Origin of the sequence: Gilliamella apis, assembly GCF_030758615.1 — a bacterium.
In the GTDB taxonomy this organism is placed as follows: Bacteria; Pseudomonadota; Gammaproteobacteria; order Enterobacterales; family Orbaceae; genus Gilliamella; species Gilliamella apis_A.
The window spans coordinates 1,373,226-1,392,828 of record NZ_CP132381.1; the positions used below are offsets into that span (position 1 = coordinate 1,373,226).

The 19,603-nt window shown below is 33.1% G+C and carries 24 protein-coding genes; 21 read left to right on the top strand and 3 right to left on the bottom strand.

Annotation, left to right across the window (positions count from 1 at the left end):
• Nucleotides 1-55: 55 nt before the first annotated feature.
• The 6 genes from RAM17_RS06260 (at nucleotide 56) to ruvB (ending at nucleotide 7,120) form a co-directional block, all read left to right on the top strand.
• Nucleotides 56-1,282, top strand: coding sequence for a hypothetical protein (locus RAM17_RS06260; RefSeq protein WP_110448068.1), 1,227 nt, complete (start codon nucleotides 56-58; stop codon nucleotides 1,280-1,282).
• Between the two features lie 92 nt (nucleotides 1,283-1,374).
• A complete protein-coding gene (locus tag RAM17_RS06265) occupies nucleotides 1,375-2,553 on the top strand; it encodes a M20 family metallopeptidase (protein WP_110448003.1) in 1,179 nt (392 codons plus the stop codon).
• A 251-nt stretch (nucleotides 2,554-2,804) separates the two neighbouring features.
• Nucleotides 2,805-4,865, top strand: coding sequence for a DNA polymerase III subunit gamma/tau (gene dnaX, locus RAM17_RS06270; RefSeq protein ID WP_110448002.1), 2,061 nt, complete (start codon nucleotides 2,805-2,807; stop codon nucleotides 4,863-4,865).
• A 33-nt stretch (nucleotides 4,866-4,898) separates the two neighbouring features.
• On the top strand, nucleotides 4,899-5,237 hold the full coding sequence (locus RAM17_RS06275; RefSeq protein WP_086364356.1) for a YbaB/EbfC family nucleoid-associated protein: 339 nt from the start codon (nucleotides 4,899-4,901) through the stop codon (nucleotides 5,235-5,237).
• A gap of 255 nt (nucleotides 5,238-5,492) precedes the next feature.
• Entirely contained in the window at nucleotides 5,493-6,101 is a 609-nt protein-coding gene (gene ruvA, locus RAM17_RS06280) for a Holliday junction branch migration protein RuvA (RefSeq protein ID WP_110448001.1), read from the top strand.
• Nucleotides 6,102-6,115: 14 nt separating this feature from the next.
• A complete protein-coding gene (ruvB, locus tag RAM17_RS06285; RefSeq protein WP_065578930.1) occupies nucleotides 6,116-7,120 on the top strand; it encodes a Holliday junction branch migration DNA helicase RuvB in 1,005 nt (334 codons plus the stop codon).
• A 92-nt stretch (nucleotides 7,121-7,212) separates the two neighbouring features.
• On the opposite strand, the gene cysK is transcribed toward ruvB, so the two are convergent.
• Nucleotides 7,213-8,178, bottom strand: coding sequence for a cysteine synthase A (gene cysK, locus RAM17_RS06290; protein WP_086364358.1), 966 nt, complete (start codon nucleotides 8,176-8,178; stop codon nucleotides 7,213-7,215).
• Nucleotides 8,179-8,510: 332 nt separating this feature from the next.
• Here cysK and RAM17_RS06295 point away from each other — a divergent pair, with 332 nt between their 5' ends.
• Together RAM17_RS06295 and RAM17_RS06300 are read left to right on the top strand one after the other, a co-directional pair.
• Nucleotides 8,511-9,155, top strand: a complete 645-nt coding sequence (locus RAM17_RS06295) for an SMI1/KNR4 family protein (protein WP_181414671.1) — start codon at nucleotides 8,511-8,513, stop codon at nucleotides 9,153-9,155.
• Between the two features lie 135 nt (nucleotides 9,156-9,290).
• Nucleotides 9,291-9,713, top strand: coding sequence for a hypothetical protein (locus tag RAM17_RS06300; protein WP_110447999.1), 423 nt, complete (start codon nucleotides 9,291-9,293; stop codon nucleotides 9,711-9,713).
• Nucleotides 9,714-9,720: 7 nt separating this feature from the next.
• Here the strand turns inward: RAM17_RS06300 and RAM17_RS06305 are convergent, their stop codons facing one another.
• On the bottom strand, nucleotides 9,721-9,882 hold the full coding sequence (locus RAM17_RS06305) for a hypothetical protein (RefSeq protein ID WP_181414670.1): 162 nt from the start codon (nucleotides 9,880-9,882) through the stop codon (nucleotides 9,721-9,723).
• Between the two features lie 188 nt (nucleotides 9,883-10,070).
• Entirely contained in the window at nucleotides 10,071-10,493 is a 423-nt protein-coding gene (locus tag RAM17_RS12675) for a hypothetical protein (protein ID WP_146208329.1), read from the bottom strand.
• A 39-nt stretch (nucleotides 10,494-10,532) separates the two neighbouring features.
• On the opposite strand from RAM17_RS12675, the gene RAM17_RS06315 reads away from it, so the two are divergent.
• The 13 genes from RAM17_RS06315 to RAM17_RS06370 all read left to right on the top strand — a co-directional run bounded on the left by RAM17_RS06315 (nucleotide 10,533) and on the right by RAM17_RS06370 (nucleotide 19,537).
• Nucleotides 10,533-11,183, top strand: a complete 651-nt coding sequence (locus RAM17_RS06315) for an RHS repeat domain-containing protein (RefSeq protein ID WP_110447996.1) — start codon at nucleotides 10,533-10,535, stop codon at nucleotides 11,181-11,183.
• Between the two features lie 29 nt (nucleotides 11,184-11,212).
• Nucleotides 11,213-11,518 carry a hypothetical protein gene (locus RAM17_RS06320; protein WP_110447995.1) on the top strand — a complete coding sequence of 102 codons (306 nt, stop codon included), beginning with the start codon at nucleotides 11,213-11,215 and terminating at the stop codon, nucleotides 11,516-11,518.
• A gap of 207 nt (nucleotides 11,519-11,725) precedes the next feature.
• A complete protein-coding gene (locus tag RAM17_RS06325) occupies nucleotides 11,726-12,322 on the top strand; it encodes a hypothetical protein (protein WP_110447994.1) in 597 nt (198 codons plus the stop codon).
• 258 nt (nucleotides 12,323-12,580) lie between these two features.
• On the top strand, nucleotides 12,581-13,174 hold the full coding sequence (locus RAM17_RS06330) for a hypothetical protein (protein WP_110447993.1): 594 nt from the start codon (nucleotides 12,581-12,583) through the stop codon (nucleotides 13,172-13,174).
• A 669-nt stretch (nucleotides 13,175-13,843) separates the two neighbouring features.
• On the top strand, nucleotides 13,844-14,326 hold the full coding sequence (comJ, locus tag RAM17_RS06335) for a competence protein ComJ (RefSeq protein WP_086364676.1): 483 nt from the start codon (nucleotides 13,844-13,846) through the stop codon (nucleotides 14,324-14,326).
• Between the two features lie 434 nt (nucleotides 14,327-14,760).
• Entirely contained in the window at nucleotides 14,761-15,030 is a 270-nt protein-coding gene (locus tag RAM17_RS06340; protein ID WP_110447991.1) for a hypothetical protein, read from the top strand.
• 4 nt (nucleotides 15,031-15,034) lie between these two features.
• The gene (locus tag RAM17_RS06345) at nucleotides 15,035-15,223 is read left to right on the top strand and encodes a hypothetical protein (RefSeq protein WP_220000066.1); all 189 of its coding nucleotides are present in this window, start codon (nucleotides 15,035-15,037) and stop codon (nucleotides 15,221-15,223) included.
• A gap of 485 nt (nucleotides 15,224-15,708) precedes the next feature.
• Complete coding sequence (locus tag RAM17_RS12535; protein WP_372339523.1) at nucleotides 15,709-15,798, top strand: hypothetical protein; 90 nt, start codon at nucleotides 15,709-15,711, stop codon at nucleotides 15,796-15,798.
• 83 nt (nucleotides 15,799-15,881) lie between these two features.
• The gene (locus RAM17_RS06350) at nucleotides 15,882-16,202 is read left to right on the top strand and encodes a DUF7716 domain-containing protein (protein WP_110447990.1); all 321 of its coding nucleotides are present in this window, start codon (nucleotides 15,882-15,884) and stop codon (nucleotides 16,200-16,202) included.
• A 199-nt stretch (nucleotides 16,203-16,401) separates the two neighbouring features.
• Nucleotides 16,402-17,241, top strand: coding sequence for an immunity 22 family protein (locus RAM17_RS06355; protein ID WP_110447989.1), 840 nt, complete (start codon nucleotides 16,402-16,404; stop codon nucleotides 17,239-17,241).
• 275 nt (nucleotides 17,242-17,516) lie between these two features.
• On the top strand, nucleotides 17,517-17,930 hold the full coding sequence (locus RAM17_RS06360) for a DUF2750 domain-containing protein (RefSeq protein WP_181414669.1): 414 nt from the start codon (nucleotides 17,517-17,519) through the stop codon (nucleotides 17,928-17,930).
• A gap of 140 nt (nucleotides 17,931-18,070) precedes the next feature.
• Nucleotides 18,071-18,430, top strand: coding sequence for a hypothetical protein (locus RAM17_RS06365; protein WP_110447987.1), 360 nt, complete (start codon nucleotides 18,071-18,073; stop codon nucleotides 18,428-18,430).
• Nucleotides 18,431-18,901: 471 nt separating this feature from the next.
• On the top strand, nucleotides 18,902-19,537 hold the full coding sequence (locus tag RAM17_RS06370; protein ID WP_110447986.1) for a hypothetical protein: 636 nt from the start codon (nucleotides 18,902-18,904) through the stop codon (nucleotides 19,535-19,537).
• The last annotated feature ends 66 nt before the right edge of the window (nucleotides 19,538-19,603 follow it).

Genomic DNA, 19,603 nt, shown 5'->3' on the forward strand with positions numbered 1-19,603 from the left:
AATTTTTATAATTTAATTTATTAAAAATGGAGTTTTTATGCCCACTATGAATGATATGCCACAGATGTTGGCATTAGTTTTATTGCTTATTATTTTATATCTAGGTGATGTTGTTTCAACACGAACTAAAGCTTGGGTACCTTCAGTTTTTATTTGCGCGGTACTGTTTTTATTAGGTTATTGGACATTTTTTCCAACTGATATTGTTGCTCGAGCAGGTATTCCAAATGTAGTCGCTGTTATGTTTATGTATTTATTGATTGTGAACATGGGAACTTTGTTATCAATAAATGAGTTGATACTACAATGGAAGACAATACTTATATCGCTTTCAGGAATTGTGGGTATTATTGTTATTGCTATTATTGTTGGATATCTATTTTTTGATCTCAATACTATTATTGTCGCTATTCCACCATTAGTCGGTGGTATTGTTTCAGCTATTATTATGGCTAAAGGGGCAACCGAAGCAGGATTGCCAGATTTGGCTGTATTTGCAATTATAATTTATGTAATGCAAGGTTTTATTGGTTATCCATTAACATCAATTATGCTGAAAAAAGAAGGTCGCAGAGTATTGAAAAAATATCATGAAGGGACTTGGGTCGTTGAAAAAGATGTTACTACTATGGATAAGCAAACTGCAACTACTGATGAAAATCCAATGCCGAGTCTGTTTGCTAAAATTCCAGCGAGTTATAATTCTTCGTATTTTATCTTTTTGCGTATTGCAATAGTCGGTTTTTTAGCTTATTCAGTATCGGAAGTATTAAAACCAGTCGTCAGTATTAGCCCATTTGTCTTATGTTTATTATTTGGTGTTGTTGCTGCTTCTTTAGGTTTTTTAGAGCGTCATCCTTTAAAGAAAGCTGGTGGTTTCGGGCTAGCAGTAATGGGATTGATGTTATTTATTTTTGATACTTTGAGCCGAGCAACGCCAGATATGTTAATTAGGCTTATCACACCTTTAATTATTTTTATTCTTTCTGCTGTTATTGGGATGTTTATTTTCTCGGTTATTGTCGGTAAAGTTTTAAAAGTAAGTAAAGAAATGGCTTTTTCGATCGCCTTAACTGCATTATATGGATTTCCGGCCGATTATATTATCACTAATGAGGTCATTAATAATTTAACCAAAGATCCAAAAGAAAAAGAGGTATTAACCAGCCATATGTTACCACCAATGTTAATTGGCGGATTTATTTCAGTAACGATGGTATCAGTTGTATTAGCTGGCATCATGGTTAATATGATTGTTGGCCCGTTAACACCAATAAAATAGTTGGAAATTTAATTATCAGATTCAACTTGTAGATTTGTGCAAATATGTGCACTATTAAATGAATACATATGAAATATATAAAAGGTAGTAACATGATTAATCAAACTATTAAAGATTCAATAAAACAGAATATTAACGACATGATCGCGTTTCGTCGTGATTTACATCGTCATCCAGAACTACCGTGGGAAGAATTTAGAACCACCGATAGAATTGCTGACGAACTTGATAAAATTGGTATTACTTATCGACGCACTAAACCGACTGGAATTATTGCTGATATTCAAGGCGGTAAACCAGGTAAAACGATCTTACTTAGGGCAGATATTGATGCTTTGCCAGTAAAGGAATTAAGCACCAATATTGATTATCAATCCACTATTGATGGCAAAATGCATGCTTGTGGACATGATACTCATACGGCTATGCTGCTAACGGCTGCTAAAACGTTATATTCTATCCGTGAACAGTTAAAAGGTAATGTACGGTTAGTATTTCAGCCGGCTGAAGAAATTGCTCAAGGGGCAAAAGGGATGATCGAACAAGGTGTACTTGAAGGTGTTGATAGCGCTTTTGGTATGCATATATGGTCACAAATGCCGGTAGGTAAAGTATCTTGTGTTGTTGGTTCAAGCTTTGCTTCAGCAGATCTATTAACAGTTAGATTTAAAGGGCGAGGAGGTCATGGTTCAATGCCTCATGACACAGTGGATGCGGTTATGGTTGCATCTGCATTTGTTATGAATGTTCAATCAATTGTTTCTCGTGAAATATCGCCTCTCGATCCTGCGGTTGTTACTATAGGTCGAATGGATGTGGGTACGCGCTTTAACGTAATCGCTGAAAATGCGGTTTTAGAAGGAACGGTGAGATGCTTTAATGTTGCAGTGCGTGAGAAAATTGAAGCTGCAATTAGACGTTATGCTAACCAAGTTGCAGCCATGTATAGAGCGACAGCTGAAGTTGAGTATATCTATGGTACTTTACCGGTTATTAACGATAAAGAAAGCGCTCTATTAGCACAAAAAGTCATTGTTGAATCATTTGGCGAAGATGCATTGTATTTTGAAGCACCAACTACCGGCGGTGAAGATTTTAGTTATTATACTGAAAACATTCCTGGTGCATTTGCTCTAGTCGGATCAGGTAATCCTGAAAAAGATACTCAATGGCCACATCACCATGGCTGTTTTAATGTCGACGAAGATGGCATGGCATTAGGTGCAGAATTTTATGCACAATATGCATGGGCTTTTTTAAATCAAGATTAACCATTCATGATTAATCATCAATTGATTATTTCCTTTACTTATCAACCTTCGATTGACTGTTTGAAGGTTGATAAATCATTTTTCAATAATTAATCCTTCAAAACAGCCTAATAGTTTCAAAATTTGTGCAAAGGGTATTTTATTGCTTAAAAATCTCACCTAATATCGAATCGGTTATCGGCATCTTAAAGACTACATTGACACTTTATGGTATGATTAGCAAAATTTATTAGTAATAAGTAACGGTGATTATGAGTTATCAAGTCTTAGCACGTAAGTGGCGACCAAAATCATTTTCTGAAGTAGTAGGGCAACAGCATGTTTTAAAAATTTTATCTAATGCTCTTTCTCTTGGTCGAGTTCATCACGCTTATCTGTTCTCTGGTACTCGAGGAGTAGGTAAAACTTCGATTGCTCGATTATTAGCCAAAGGTTTAAATTGTGAAAGTGGTATAACGGCAACCCCTTGTGGTGTTTGTGATAATTGTCGTGAGATTGAACAGGGTCGATTTGTTGATTTGCTCGAAATTGATGCTGCATCACGTACTAAAGTCGAAGATACTCGGGAAATTTTAGATAATATTCAATATTTGCCAAGCAAAGGCCGTTTTAAAGTCTACTTAATCGATGAAGTACATATGCTCTCTCGTAGTAGCTTCAATGCTTTATTAAAAACATTGGAAGAGCCACCAGAACACGTTAAGTTTTTATTAGCAACAACTGATCCGCAAAAATTACCTATCACTATTTTATCTCGCTGTTTGCATCTGCATTTAAATGTGCTTGATACATCATTAATTGCTGAGCAACTAAAACATATTTTGCAATTAGAACAAATTGAAAGTGAACCGCGAGCAATACAGCTGTTAGCTAAAGCAGCAAATGGTAGTATGCGCGATGCATTAAGTTTAACCGATCAAGCAATAGCGCTTGGTAATGGTAAAATCGATGCTGTGTCAGCAGCCTCTATGCTTGGTACTTTAGATAAATCAATTCCTTTTTCATTAATCAATGCTCTTTATCAAAATGATGGTAATACTTTGATGCAACAGATTGAAGCAGCTGCTTTACAAGGTGCGGATTGGGATAATTTATTAGCCGAATCTATTGCTTTGTTACATCAAATTGCCTTATTACAAGTTGTGCCGACAGCATTGGGTGATTATACAGACAATGAAGAACAGTTACGCTTCTTAGCTCAATATATGGCGCCTAATGATGTGCAACTGTTTTATCAAATTTTATTAATGGGCCGTAAAGAACTTGCTTTTGCACCAGATAAAAAAATGGGTGTTGAAATGAGTTTTTTACGCGCTTTAGCATTTATGCCTAAAAATGTCGATGCAATTAAGCCACCAGCTGCAACAGCTACTATACCGACAAAAAAAGCTGAATCGCCTATTAGAACACAATCAGATCAGGTTGTGACACCTTCATCACAAAGCGTAAATGAAGCCGCGTCTATTAGGCAAACTGTTAAGCCAGCTATTGAAAATCAGCAATTGAATGACAATACAATAGTAAGACCAGTTACTAGTGATGAAAATACTGTTTCACAACCAGAAATATCACTTCCCGATGATGCATCATCAATCACTAAAAATATTTTAGAGATGCGAATGCAGTTAATTAAAGAGGAACAAAAACCAAAAAAGCCTGAATTGGTTGATCACCATCAACCATCTAATTCTTTAATTAACAGTAAACGGGATGACGCTCAGCAGCTTGCCAACAAGTTAGGCAATAATATTGAAAAAAATGATGAGGAAGCAAAACAAGAAGAGATAACTGCCGAAAATTATCAATGGCAAGCTTGTGGCTTAGTTGAAACGAAAAATGAACCTGCACTTGATGCAAAAACATTATGCGATTCTTTAAAAGTTGATAAAACGCCAGAAATGACTAAAAAACTAATTGTTGAAATGGCTGAAAAAGACGCGTGGTGTGCTGAAATTGAACAATTAGAACTTGCGCCATTAATTAAACAAATCGCAATTAACTCTTATTTTGAACAAATTGATGACAATAATATTGTTTTGCATATGCGTTCGTCAGTAAAACACTTGATAAAGTCACCGGCAAATTGCACAAAACTTGAATCTGCTTTATCTGCATATCGTCAAAAACCATTAAACTTAAAAATTGTTATTGATGATAATCAAGAAAATAAAACGCCGTTAGAAATGCGTGAAGATTTATATCAACAAAAGCTTGAACAAGCTAAACAGACTATTAATCAAGACGCTAAAGTCGAAATGATTTGTCAATATTTTGATGCGAAGATTGATGAAGCGAGTATTCGTCCTGTATAATTACGGGCTAAATATTATTAACGAGGAATAATTATGTTTTCAGGTGGAAAAGGTGGCTTGGGAAATTTGATGAAGCAAGCCCAACAGATGCAAGCCAAAATGCAGCAAGCTCAGGAAGAAATTGCTAAATTAGAAGTTACCGGCGAGTCTGGTGCTGGTATCGTTAAAGTGACTGTAAATGGTGCACATAGTTGTAAACGTGTGGAAATTGATCCATCTTTATTAACTGAAGATGATAAAGAAATGTTAGAAGATTTGATTGCGGCTGCTTACAATGATGCAACTCGTCGTTTAGAAGAAGCGCAAAAAGAAAGAATGGCTCAAGTAACTGGCGGCATGCAATTACCACCAGGCTTTAAAATGCCATTTTAAGTTGAAAAACTAATCCGATATTGTCTTATCCATTTTGCCGACATGGTCGGCAAAATTTCTTTTTATCTCCTGTCTATTTATACAGTTTTTCTTTATTAATTTTTTCCTATCAGGTAAACTAACTGACAATTACATTCAATTCACTTTCAATGTTGATCATATCAATTTGATTAATCTAGAATCTTAAATATTATTTAATTTAGGGTTATTTTAATCAAACTTATGTAATCAACATTAACTTATTAAGGATATATTGTGATAGGTCGTTTACGTGGAATCATTATTGAAAAACAACCACCCAAAGTATTAATTGAAGTTGGTGGTGTTGGCTATGAAGTTTTTATGCCAATGACCTGTTTTTATGCGTTACCCGACAATGGCAAAGAAGTGATTGTGTTAACGCATTTTGCTGTTCGAGAAGATGCTCAAGTGCTTTATGGTTTTAATCATGAACAAGAACGAGAGTTGTTTCGTGAATTAATTAAAGTTAATGGCGTTGGCCCAAAATTAGCGCTGGCGATTTTATCTGGAATGTCAGCAGCACAATTTATTAATGCTGTTGAACAAGGTGAAATTAAAACATTGGTCAAATTACCAGGTGTGGGGACTAAAACCGCTGAACGATTAATTGTTGAAATGAAAGATCGTGTTAAACGCTTTGGTGAAGAACTATCAAATGTTAACCCAGCTATTGATATTGGTGATATTAAAAAATCATCCAATCAAATTGAAAGTGAAGCTGTTTCAGCACTTATTGCTTTGGGTTATAAACCACAAGAAGCCAGTCGTATTATTAGTAAAGTCATTAGACCAGAAATGGATTGTGAAATGCTAATACGTGAAGCATTAAAGTCAGTATTGTAAAGTAGGTATTGATAATGATTGAAGCGGATCGTTTAATTGCTCCACAGGCACAAAAAGAAGAAGAGTCTTTAGATCGAGCCATTCGTCCTAAGTATTTGGATGAGTATATTGGCCAACCTCAAGTTCGTGAGCAGATGAAAATTTTTATTCAAGCTGCTAAACAGCGTAGTGACGCACTTGATCATGTTTTAATATTTGGCCCTCCAGGTCTAGGTAAAACGACATTGGCAAACATTGTTGCTAATGAAATGAATGTTAATTTACGTACCACATCAGGCCCGGTGTTAGAAAAAGCGGGTGATTTAGCTGCTATGCTAACCAATTTAGAACCTAATGATGTGTTATTTATTGATGAAATCCATCGATTATCGCCAGTTGTTGAAGAAATCTTATATCCAGCAATGGAAGATTATCAACTTGATATTATGATTGGTGAAGGGCCTGCTGCACGTTCAATTAAAATTGATCTGCCACCTTTTACCCTTATTGGCGCAACAACTCGAGCCGGTTCATTAACCTCGCCATTACGTGATCGTTTTGGTATTGTGCAACGGCTTGAGTTTTATCGTGTAGAAGATTTGGAATATATTGTTAGCCGTAGTGCAAAATTTTTAGGTATGGATCTTTCTAAAGAAGGTGCTTACTTAATTGCTAAACGTTCGCGAGGTACGCCACGGATTGCTAACCGTTTATTACGGCGAGTTAGGGATTATGCTGATGTCAAATCTAAAGGCGTTATTGATGAACGAATTGCCACTCAAGCATTAGATATGTTAGATGTAGATAATGAAGGCTTTGATTATATGGATCGTAAGTTACTTCTGGCTATTATCGAAAAATTTATGGGTGGGCCGGTAGGATTAGATAATATTGCAGCTGCAATAGGTGAAGAACGTGAAACCATTGAAGATGTGTTAGAACCATTTTTGATTCAACAAGGTTATATCCAAAGAACACCGAGAGGCCGAATTGCTACGCCTCATGCTTATCGACATTTTGGTATTATTCAAGACGTTTAAATTTGATCGAATAAGATAATAGCTTAACTCTTTATTATTTAATAGAACACCGCTTAACAGCGGTGTTTTTTTTATTCAATAACCTAACGGAATTAACCGAGTTCTTTCTCGGTAAAAATCCCACTAAATAGATCAGTACTAAGATAACGTTCACCTGATGATGGTAGTATCACCACAATAGTTTTATCGGCATTTTCAGGCAAACGAGCTAAGCGGTCAGCGGCAAATACGGCGGCACCTGAAGAAATTCCTGCTAAAATACCTTCTTTTTCCATTAATAGCCGCGCAGTATCAATAGCATCTTCATTGCTTACTTTTTCGACCAAATCAATCAAACTTAAATCTAAATTATCAGGGATAAATCCTGCACCAATACCTTGTATTTTATGTGGTCCAGGTTTGATTGGCTCACCAGCAAGTGCTTGGCTAATAACCGGTGAGGTACTTGGTTCAACTGCTACTGCAGTGATGTTTTTACCTTGAGTTTTTTTAATGTATTTAGTTACACCAGTAAAAGTCCCACCAGTACCGACCCCAGCAACAAAAATATCGACTTGTCCGTCAGTATCAAGCCAGATTTCTGGTCCGGTAGTTTTTTCATGAATTTCTGGATTAGCGGCATTACTGAATTGTTGAAGCATAATATTGTGTTTAGGATTACTAGCAACAATCTCTTCCGCTTTTTCGATTGCGCCTTTCATTCCTTTAGCTGCGTCGGTTAACACGAGATTAGCACCTAAAGCTTTTAAAAGTTTACGGCGTTCAATGCTCATGCTTTCAGGCATGGTTAAGGTTAATTTATATCCACGAGCAGCTGCAACCGCGGCAAGTGCGATACCAGTATTACCACTGGTTGGCTCGATAAGTTCAACATCAGGGTTTAATAAACCACGTTTCTCAGCATCCCAAATCATATTTGATGCAATGCGACACTTGATACTGAAGCTAGGATTACGAGATTCTACCTTGGCTAATATATTTCCTTGTCCGAAATGTTTTAAACGAACTAAAGGTGTATGGCCAATGGTCTGTGAATTATCATCAAATATTTTACTCATGTTTGAATCCTTTTTTATTGCCTAATGATAAATAGTATCACTTTGTTAATATTAATATCATTATAAATATAACTATAAAAGATAAAACTAATTAATAATTATAACAATATTCGTTTTTGATATAAGAGAAGGTTTAATTATCATTGATAACTAAAAATGTGATCATAAAATAGTAAATAATTTAAGTTAATTTAATTAGATCTCAACGTAGTATAAAAATTCATAATTATCTGATAGATTGGTAACTTTTAATAACGCAAAACTATAAAACAAGAACTATTAAGTTGCTAATAAATTAGTTCTTAATTATGAATGATATTAAAGGAAATCGAATGTTTGAATCAAAATATGCTGTGCCAAGAAATATTGATAAGCTTATTTCTAAATTAAAAATTACAACAGATTCTCATAATTCTTATATTAAATTTTTAAAGAAATATAATGTCATTGCTTTTGATGAGGATCTGTTTGATTACTCCATTGACTGTCAAGGTGAATTACTTCCGCTTGAAGTAATGTTCGGATTCTCTAGGAAACTAGATCGGGAAGATGTAATTGCTAATAACTGGATGTATTTAAATAGAATCCCTAAACGGTCCATTGCTATAGCATCTCTAAATTTCGGAGATTTACTTTGTTTGTATCCAAATGGCAAAGTTTATCATTGGGATCATGAAGTTAATGATCTCTATTTTGATATGACAGTCAGAAATGGTTATTTAGAGCAGAATCTAGATTTAAAACTTGTCGCTAATTCCTTTGATGAATTTTTAACAAAAATTATTAAAACCGAAATCGAAGGTTTTGATCCTAATGTTCCTTATTCTGATGATTATATAGATTTTTTGATGAACGATTCTAAATACTTTTTTATGTCTTCGAAAAAAATAATTCAGGTGCGTTTAAAAAAATTAGAACTTTCTGAAAAAGGACGTGAGTTGATAGCGAAATTTAAAAGAGAAGGGCTTATAAGGTAAAAAAGGGATAATTTTATTAAAAAGGATCATCTAAATGATAGATTTTAATGCAGATATCATAAGCTACAAATCTTTGGGTAATATTGAGATTGGACGTAATGAACAAAGCTATAATGTTAAAATAGGTTACTCATAATGAATGAAGAATGGAACCCCATATTTCAAATAGAGTTAATGGATATTATTAACAGTCTACACATCAAAAAATTGCATGTCGGATCATCTGATTCTCTTATTTATGAAACGATGGGAGAACCAGAATTACCTGTAGCAAGACTGAACAGAAAATCAAAAATATTTAGCCATCTATATGGCAATGTCAATATTTTATCTAAAAATAACACTGTAATAAGTATAGATATTGACATGCATGGTTTTAGAAAAAAGATGGTAATTCTTGGTAGAATAAATAGCTGGAAACTTAATAATTGGCTAGAGCTAGCTAAAATAAAAAATTGGAATGTAAATAAAATTTGTGATGTAGTTCGACTGGAAGGAAAAGGAATAGTTATTTGTTTATCACCGGATGGAAAAGTAGGAATGATTTCTCTTTCTTGAATAACTTTTAACTGTTTCCAATATAAGATTGCTGGCTGATTAATTGAACAAACCTATCTGGACGGGCGTAAATAACAACTAAGCTACGACCAAACCATTGGGCAACCATATCGCCACTACCCTGCCGGATAGGCGAGCCATCGACAAACTGTATTATGATTCCGGACACTTGCACCAGATAAATATCGACGGCAACATCATCAGCGATATCGAACGCGACCACCTGCACCGCGAAATATTACGCACTCAGGGACGCCTGAACACCCAGTTCAAATACGACCGCAACAGCCGGCTGCAATGCAAACAGATACAGCGCAATCAGAATCCCATCCTGCCTGATATCCTGCTCGAACGCAGCTACCAGTACGACAACCTCGACCGATTGGTAAGCAAAAAACACAGCAAACACGCCAGACCGATTACCGCTATGATCACACTGGCAGAATCGAAGGCTGCCGTAATCAGAGATACTGGGAAAACCTGCAATACGATGCCGCTGCCAACCTGCTGGACAGCAAATACAGAGAAGACTACAGCAATCACAACCTGATTCGCTGTAACCAGCTCCTGCATTTCAGAGGACACCACTACCGCTACGACGAGCACGGCAGAACTGCCAGCAAACAGACCATCGGCACAACCCTGCACTACCACTACGATGCTGAACACCGCCTGAGCGAAGTACGCATCGAACAAACAGGCCGCAGTCAGCGTTACGGCTACGTCTACGACGCCCTTGGCCGGCGTATCGAAAAACATCAGATAGACCGCGAAGGCCAACCCTACAACCGTACCCGCTTCCTGTGGGACGGCTTAAGAATGATTCAGGAAACCGGCTCGAATCACCCCACCAGCCTGTATATCTATACCGACCAGAACAGCTACGAACCACTGGCGCGGATAGACACAGACGGCAACCAAGAACAACATATCCGCTACTTCCACACCGACCTGAATGGCTGTCCGGAAGAACTTACCGATGCAAACGGTAAAATACTGTGGGAATGTAGCTTTCAGTTATGGGGAAAGCGGATTCATGAAATCGAACACGAACCTATAGAGCAAAACCTCAGATATCAGGGACAATATTTAGACAGAGAAAACGGCTTACATTACAATACTTTCAGGTACTATGATCCGGATATAGGTAGATTTACTCAGCTAGCCCCGATTGGGTTGCTGGGCGATTTGAATCTGTATCAGTATGCGCCGAATCCGTTAACTTGGTTTGATCCACTAGGTTTTAATCCTTGTACATTATCTTGTAATACAATCAATCGCGCTGATGGTTCAAATCTCATCACTATTCCAAATAATGCTCAGATTCGTAAATTATTTTCTCCAAAAAGCTATACTGGAAACTATGGCTATGAGTATAAATGGCAGAATGCAAATGGAACTTTAATAGTCGTTCGAATTCATGATATTGATATTACAGCACCTTCCTGCTCTAACAAATACAGGAATTAAAATACGCAATAGATACTAAAGATTCTGATATGTATGAACTAATTGGTTCTATCAGAGATGTGTTTTCATCACCTTATATATCAACGCCGATTGTTAGCCCTAATTTAGTTAAGGAATTATGGATTTTATTAACTAAAATATTTATCCATAGTGATATTTACGATAATAAATTTTTTGCAATATTCGCAATGGATGATATTTACTTATACTCTAGACGTCAAAATATTAAATTATGCCTAAAAGATTTAGAAAAATGGAGAGAAAAACATAACAAAAATAATACAACGGAAGAAATTTTAGAATGCGTTGATGATATAATTTTACCTGATGTTTAATTCTTTAAAAACGCATATCTTTAATCCTTAATAACTCAAGTATTTAGATTAATAAAGTTTTGGCGCAGCTTATATATTAAATAATAGTTTTCCATCAGCATATTTTCTCTGGGAGGGCTTGATGTATTGAAAATGGAATCTGGAAATATATAAAATAGAATAGATTAACATGTTATCTAATTATTTTAACTATTAAAGTGAAATTATATGACTGGTAAAATTAAACTGCCTGCTTTAGAAATCTTTATGACTGCAGTGGATGCAGTAGAATTTTCAAAAGTTTTAAAAGATCAGATTCAATCGGTTAAATTTATTACACAAGGTATTTGGCCCGATCGAAATGTACCGATTTTTGATATACTGGATATAGAAACAGCCAAAAATATAGATTTTGGTATTATAAATACCGATATTTTAAGTATTGAAGATTATAAAAAAAATTATGTTGGACATTATCCTAATTCAACAGATTATCATAATGCCGTGGTTGGAGAAGGTCTTGTCCGCTTTTCATGTTCTGAATTAGCCGATTATGATACTGAGTCTTTAAGAAATGGTCGGATAACTGCTTCTTATGATGAGGTAAAAGAACCTGAAACCGATAAATTTGTAAAAGCCGTATGGAAAATATTTAAAAAGGGCGCCAAGAAGGTTTATTTAATTAATCGGGAAACGGGGCAGATTGCGGATAAACCTGAGACACGTTTTTTTGCCTGGCCGAACGCTGCGAAGAAATTTAATGGGGAAGATGGGCATTATTTAACTAACCATGCCTTTGCCTATTTTGTGGCCAAAGACGTGTAATAAAATCCAAATAAAATAGCCATTGCTAATTTTTATTCTGATGATCTAAATAACTTTGATTCTATTTATAAAATGTTAAACGCATTCTTAAGCAAGATCATGATGCAGTTGTGATTGCCGTACCAAAAGGAACTATACCCTCTTCGGGAGCACTTGATATATCAAAATGGAATCTGGAAAAATATACAAAATAAAATAAAATAAAATAAAATAGATTAACATGTTATCTAATTATTTTAACTATTAAAGTGAAATTATATGACTGGTAAAATTAAACTGCCTGCTTTAGAAATCTTCATGACTGCAGTGGATGCAGTAGAGTTCTCCAAAGTTTTAAAAGATCAGATTGAGTCGGTTAAATTTATTACACAATATATTTGGCCTGATCTGAATATACCAATTTCAGATGTACTGGATATGGAAATAGCTAAAAATATAGATTTTAGTATTATAAATACCGATATTTTAAGTATTGAAGATTATAAAAAAAAATACGTTATACATTATCCAGGGTCAAATTATGATGGTGCTATGGTTGGAGAAGGTCTTGTCCGTTTTTCATGTTCAACAATGGCTGGTTATGCTCCTGGATCTTTAATGAACGGTCGGTTAACTGCTTCTTATGATGTAGTAAAACAACCCGAAACCGATAAATTTGTAAAAGCGGTATGGAAAATATTTAAAAAAGGCGCCAAGAAGGTTTATTTAATTAATCGGGAAACGGGGCAGATTGCGGATAAACCGGAGACACGTTTTTTTGCCTGGCCGAACGCTGCGAAGAAATTTAATGGGGAAAATGGGCATTATTTAACTAACCATGCCTTTGCCTATTTTGTGGCCAAAGACGTGTAATAAAATGCAAATAAAATAGACAAGATGTTCAATATAATCTAATAAAAGAACAGATAATATTTAAGTGACCTATCAATTGGAAAATAAAATGATAGCGTTTAGCATAGTGAATAATAGCAATCTCACTGAGATAGAAACAATACTTAAAAAAGAATTAAATTGCTCCCTCGAACCAATAGCAAGCCGAAATAGGGTCGAAGAGATACATTTGGACCTTCGCAAAGGAGGTAATTTTCCTATTGTAGGTGTTTTTTATTATCCATGTGTGAATAATGATCAGCTAATATCTGCACCTAATTGATCTGATGGGTAGGGCTCCTTGCTTTATTGTATAACGAAAGCAAATAATTCTAGCTATCTATTATTCAGGTTATATAGTGGAGCAGAGCCATGTATGGAGATGATGCTTGTTGATTCTGGAAAAACGATTCGATTAGTAAGTGCGATGAAAGAAGATAAATAGATTTTTTATTAAGTAGTTATTAAAAATAGAAAAAAGTTAAAACGAAATCAGACCTGATTGAAATGACTAATGGATTTATTTAAAAAGGTCTAATAGCGCATGTTAGGCACATTGATCTGCATAATAATCAGAGCTCATAGTAAAGCAATCGAACAGTTATGTTGGGGGTTGTCTGACAAAAAGTAAAATTCAAATGGAGGTAGTGCATGGAAAACCCTAACAATCAAGTAGTTGATTTGTTGATTTCCCATAATCAAATTTTAGTTCGATCTAGAGCTTATTCTGAAAAATTATCTCAATGGGGTAAAGAGAATATTGAACAAGGTGCCGTCATTCATAAAGATTATGTTATATTTGATCCTTTACCTGACGAAGCTTTTGGAGCTAATGTTGTTTTAAATCTAACAGATAATTTTGTTATGGATGAAAATACACAGCGGTGTATTGTGACTCCTTTTTATATTAATAATAGTGATAATGTAGAAGTTGCATCAGCTGCAGAAAAATTCAAAATAAACATAGCATTTGATAGATCTTTATATGATCTTTATTATGAAATTTGCGAAAATGATGAGGTTTTTTACAAATTTACTTTTGTTCCAGCAGAAAGCCCAATAGTTGCCAGATACCTGATTGATGATCCTTGGGGCGGCGAAAAAGATAAAGCACTTAAACTTGGTTTCTTATGATTAACTAATTTATATAATCAATGTAATTTTTAATAAAACATTTAATTTAGTTTATATATGTGAGGCCTTACCTTGTTAATTAGCGAAATTAAAAAGTAAGTATGTATATATAGATTTTTATATCTTATAGATGTTATAAAAATCACTACATATTAATCTTAAAAATATTTGCGGTCAGAAGTTTTTTAAAATTGATAGGGACGATAGAAATCAAAGTTAAATTTCAAACAAGCCAAAAGCAGTGATAGGAAAGATGCAAATTTAGATCCTATTACTGGCAAAAAGAGTGTCTTAGTTTATATTCAACTAAGATACACATTATCTGGTAAATAATTGTTGTAGGAAAAGGTCATAGTATTGATGATAAAGTTCTATCAAAGAAAACATTTGAGGCACATATGCCATTAAACACTAAATAATAAAGAATTTTAAATATGCATGATTGGACATTAGTATCTTTGATTCTTGATTGGCAAGAAAGTACTCTTATAATTAAGTTCCTTAATAATTCTTCTATTCCTATGGATATTATATGCAAAGGTATTAAAGGCATTAATATACCAAAATGGGATAAATGGGGCGAAAGTGTAAGCGTAAATCAATTTAATCTTAAAGATGATACGAAATACAAATATATAGAGATAGAAATGCAATCAGGTGATGTTATAAATATAATTGCAACTGATATAGTTATGCCTGCATAAAAATATGAAAACGATTTTAAAAGATAAATTAAATTTATTTAGAGCAAGAGATTATGCAACCAAATTAAATGGTGTTAGTTCATTTAATGTATCATTTTTACATGATAATGAATTTATATGGCATAGAAAAATGTTAAAAGAAATAAATAAAATTGATAATGATATTAAAAAAAATTTTTTAATTTACCTATAAATAGAAATATCCTAGCTAGGGAAGTTGAAAGTATATTGAATATAAAAAAGGATATTATGTGTAATATGTTCTATTCCGGAAATGTGAGTATATCTTTTTATGTTGAAAGTTTTTCAGACTTCATATTAAGCTTGTTTTCAATCAATAGGACATATGATTTTTCATTGGTATTCACGTCCCCAGATAGAGTAATTGCTTTAAGCGATAATGAATATGATATTCATCTGTATTATATTCATAAATAAAGAATTCATATAAAAATAATAAATTATTTTTTGTCTTTATCAGCAATCAGGAATAGTTGACGGATGAAGCTGGTGAAATTCTCAGGGAATGCTTTTCCCGATTATGGTATAAAGCAATACAGAAAGCCTCACATATCTTAATCCAATAAGATTTAAAGGGTTAAGGCCAATAATTAGACAAAAATCTAACTTCACTACAATAATTTCAGGTATTATGATCCAGATATAGGGCGCTTTATTCTGCTGGCCCAGATATGGTTAGCTGGCGAATTTAATTTGTATCAGTATGTGCTCAATGGACGAAAACTTAGGTGGGCCGTGGAATTTTAATTTGTGAATATGTTACCGGTCGAGCTGATAGCTGTATCAAGTTTCAGGTCAGTAATTATTGAAAATATTTAACGAGGTGGTTTATGGATCTTATTTCCATTGGCGATGTTTTATCTTCTCCAGAAAATAATACAGAGTTTTTTTGTTTACCTCCAAATAAAAACAACTGGACATTGTCTACAAAAGGAGTTTTTACTTTAGATGCTAGGGATTTTCCTCCTGATTCTGACGAATATTTACCAGAACAAGTTAAAAATGATGGTTGGATTGAAGTTTTAGATGGAGAGACGATCGAGGAAATTGTAGCAAACGCAAAACAACAATTAGGTGTTCCGTCATTAGATGAATTATTTGAAGCATTTATTTTTTATTATGAAAACGATGCTTTTTTAGAATTCCAATAATATATTACTGAAAGTACGCGATCTTTCGATGTATCTCATTAATAGCATATTATTCCACAGAAAACCGTCTGTAGTTGAATAGTAAATTAATATCTTTCAATATGATATATTGAAACGATGCGAAGTTAATCAATTTAAAAGTATTTAGCATTCTACTAAATGAGATATAAATCTAAATGTTAATTAAGAAAGGATTATCATGAGTAAAATTGATGTAGATAAAGTGACTATTCTGCTATGGATAGGTAATAATTTTTCTTCAGAGAAAAAATACAAACAATATTTTGAACAGAATGAAAATATACCAATTAATGATTTCCTTACACCATCATGCTTATTCTGTGCTGATATAGGTGATGTAGTGTATATGTCAGAGCAGCTTATTATGCCTGACAGGTTTTCTACACCTCAAGATATCAATTCGATTATTGATAAAATAGAAGTAAATGAAGGTGAAAAGAAAAAGATTTATGAACAATGTATTAAATTAGGTATCACAACGGCTAATTCTGTATTTTGGTATATAAATAATGATCCAATGTTAAATCTAGAGGTCAAGAAACCCTATAAAGAAAATTATAACGGACTTAAGTATATAGGTGAATTTAGTGCTGAGACTAAATACCAATCTCAATTTAATAAAGATCTATCATCGGATCAATATTTATGGATAGGGTCAAATTTTATGACAGTTGAAAAATATGAGGAATATTTTGAACTGGATTATACTACTGAGGAATTAGATAGCCCTGAGTATAAGATTTGTGGTTTTTGTAAAGATATAGGCACTAATTGGTATGATGAAGATTTTATCGGATATCCTGAACCATTGAAAAAAGAGATTGATGTTGGAGAACTGATTGATAAATTAATTTCACCAGGAATAGATTGTAGACAGAAAATTATAGATCAATGTTATAAAATGGGCATAACCAAAGCAAATGCTTTAGTTTGGTATAAAGCAAGTGAAGCGGTACTTAAAAAACCTTATAAAGAAAATTATAATGGTCTTAAGTATATAGGAATATTTAAATTTTGAGATCAATATAAAGATAGTAATAAACTTTGTAATAATCTGCCATATAAGCCTGAATTTCATTATTCAGGCTTTTTTTGACACAAGTAAAACTTTTTGCTTTGATTTCATTTATCAGCGCCGGTCAAATTAAATGTTCATATCTAAAGAATTATATAAGATGGGTAAAATGTAAATAGCATGTCCATGCTTGTTGTGAGATAACCAATATTGAAAATAGAATGCATCTCGATTTAACTAAATCAGAGGTGACTGACTCTTTATTAGGGTCAGAGAATATGGATAATATAAAATTATTAAATGTACAATCACTCGATTCGCATAAAAGACTTGAATACTTAATTAGAAAAGTAGCAGATTTTGAATTAATTTGGAGCAGTTATGGAGATAATGGCTGGTTACTATTATCTGATGAAAATGGTAGAAGAATAACACCTTTTTGGCCTGAAAAAGAATTTGTTAATGAATACAATATAACTCATAAATATGACTATTTTGCTAAAAAAATGGATTTATATTATTTTTTAGACAAATGGATAAATGGATTAGCAAAAGATAAAATTGATATAGTCCTTTTTCCGGTAAAGGAAAAAGAGAGTATTATCATTTCTCCTTTGCAATTAAAAGCGCTAATAGAAAACGAATTAGAACAATATTCCATTCAAGAGTTTGACTATGATGTAGTAATTTAAAGAGGTTTTGAAAAGTATAAGAGAGTATACATTGTTCATAAATCAATTATTAATGAAGATATAGAACTAAATTAGAAATCTAAGAAATAAAATTAAATTTTTGATAATTTTTATCATGTAATGTCAGTAAGAAAAGCAATATGGATAAACGGATAAAGCTTGAGAAATATATTTTGAATGAATTTCAAGCGAAAGATAGTCAGACATTTTTATATCAACTGCATGAAAATTCTTATTTTGATAAAGAAAAATTTTCAATATTGTTAAATATTTGTCATAGTTTGGCAAAAGCGTATGGTGAATTTGGTAAAACTGATAACTATAATGATGTGATTAAAGGTCTATTCGTTATTTTCGAACATACACTTTTTTTATTATTTACTCATTTTGTTGAACATGATTTCTTTACAATTAGTAATTACGGTAAAGATTTCAAAGCCAGAGATGTATCAGCATATTATTCGCAAATTAGGGAAATAACTCAAAAAATTATTTTATAATTGGATCATACTTAGCTACTCACTTTAGTCATTCTAATGACTATTTAATTAGTTCCATCTAGATTCTAATTCAATTAAATCATCGTATTGATAATCAATTATGTTTATTCCTTACTCTGTATGTTTGATTGGAGGATGAAACTATTGTTGATAGTGTTAGGTACTGGACTACTCAAGTAGCAGTTGCTTTTCGCGACGAATGATTGAGGAAAGGCCTTAATATATCACTAAAATCGAATGATATTGATATTAAGGGCGCTACTGAAATGGCTTTAAATATTTTAGAAGATTAATAACGTATAAATTAAACAGATAAAATTTTCAATTTATAAATCAATATAATTATAAAATTATTGTTAATGAGATTAATGAAAATAGGTTGCTAAAAAATCAATATATTATGTGAGATAAAGATATATGAGTAAGCTTCTATAATATAGGTATTCATGTATGATGTTTTAAGGAGCAAAAATGTCGGTGACAGCTGAATTAAGAAAATTGTTTGAATTTGAATTGTATAATTATTTAAAGGAAAACATCATATATAGCCCAAATATCAAATGTTTAAAAACGGAAATATCCATAAAAAAAACAAAAGATAATCAAGCAAGTGGCCGTATAGGTTTCAGGTTTTTAAATAATGCTCAGGGATACTGTCTCAGTACAAGTGTTGATTCTCCAGAATTAATTGTTTTTTTTAATAAAATAAATCCACCATATAGATCAAATAACCCCGAAGGTGTCGTTTATGCAATGAATACTTCAATGGAGATTGGTTTTAAATCATTCGCTCCTAATTTGGGTGGTAATGTAGATTTACCCAGAAGTGAAGAAGAAAGAAAAAAAACTTGTGAATGGATTTTTACTAAGGTGAGAGATATTTATTTGCCAAGAGCTATCAATCTTATTGAGTTAAAGCCTGAAACGATAAAAGATATCATATTATTCCCAGACTATTATGCTTATCCTTTTTTGACAATTTTATACCTAAGCAAAAAATATAATAGGTCTTTAACAGATAAAGAGATGGAGTTGATATTTAGTAAAAGAAAAAGAATATTAGGCAACAAATTGTTTGATAAAAAACTCTTAGAGATATATCTATAAAAAATCGATACTATTTCTTTGATGTTTGTACATTAATTTGGGTGTTTTTATCTTCTGATTTATAAT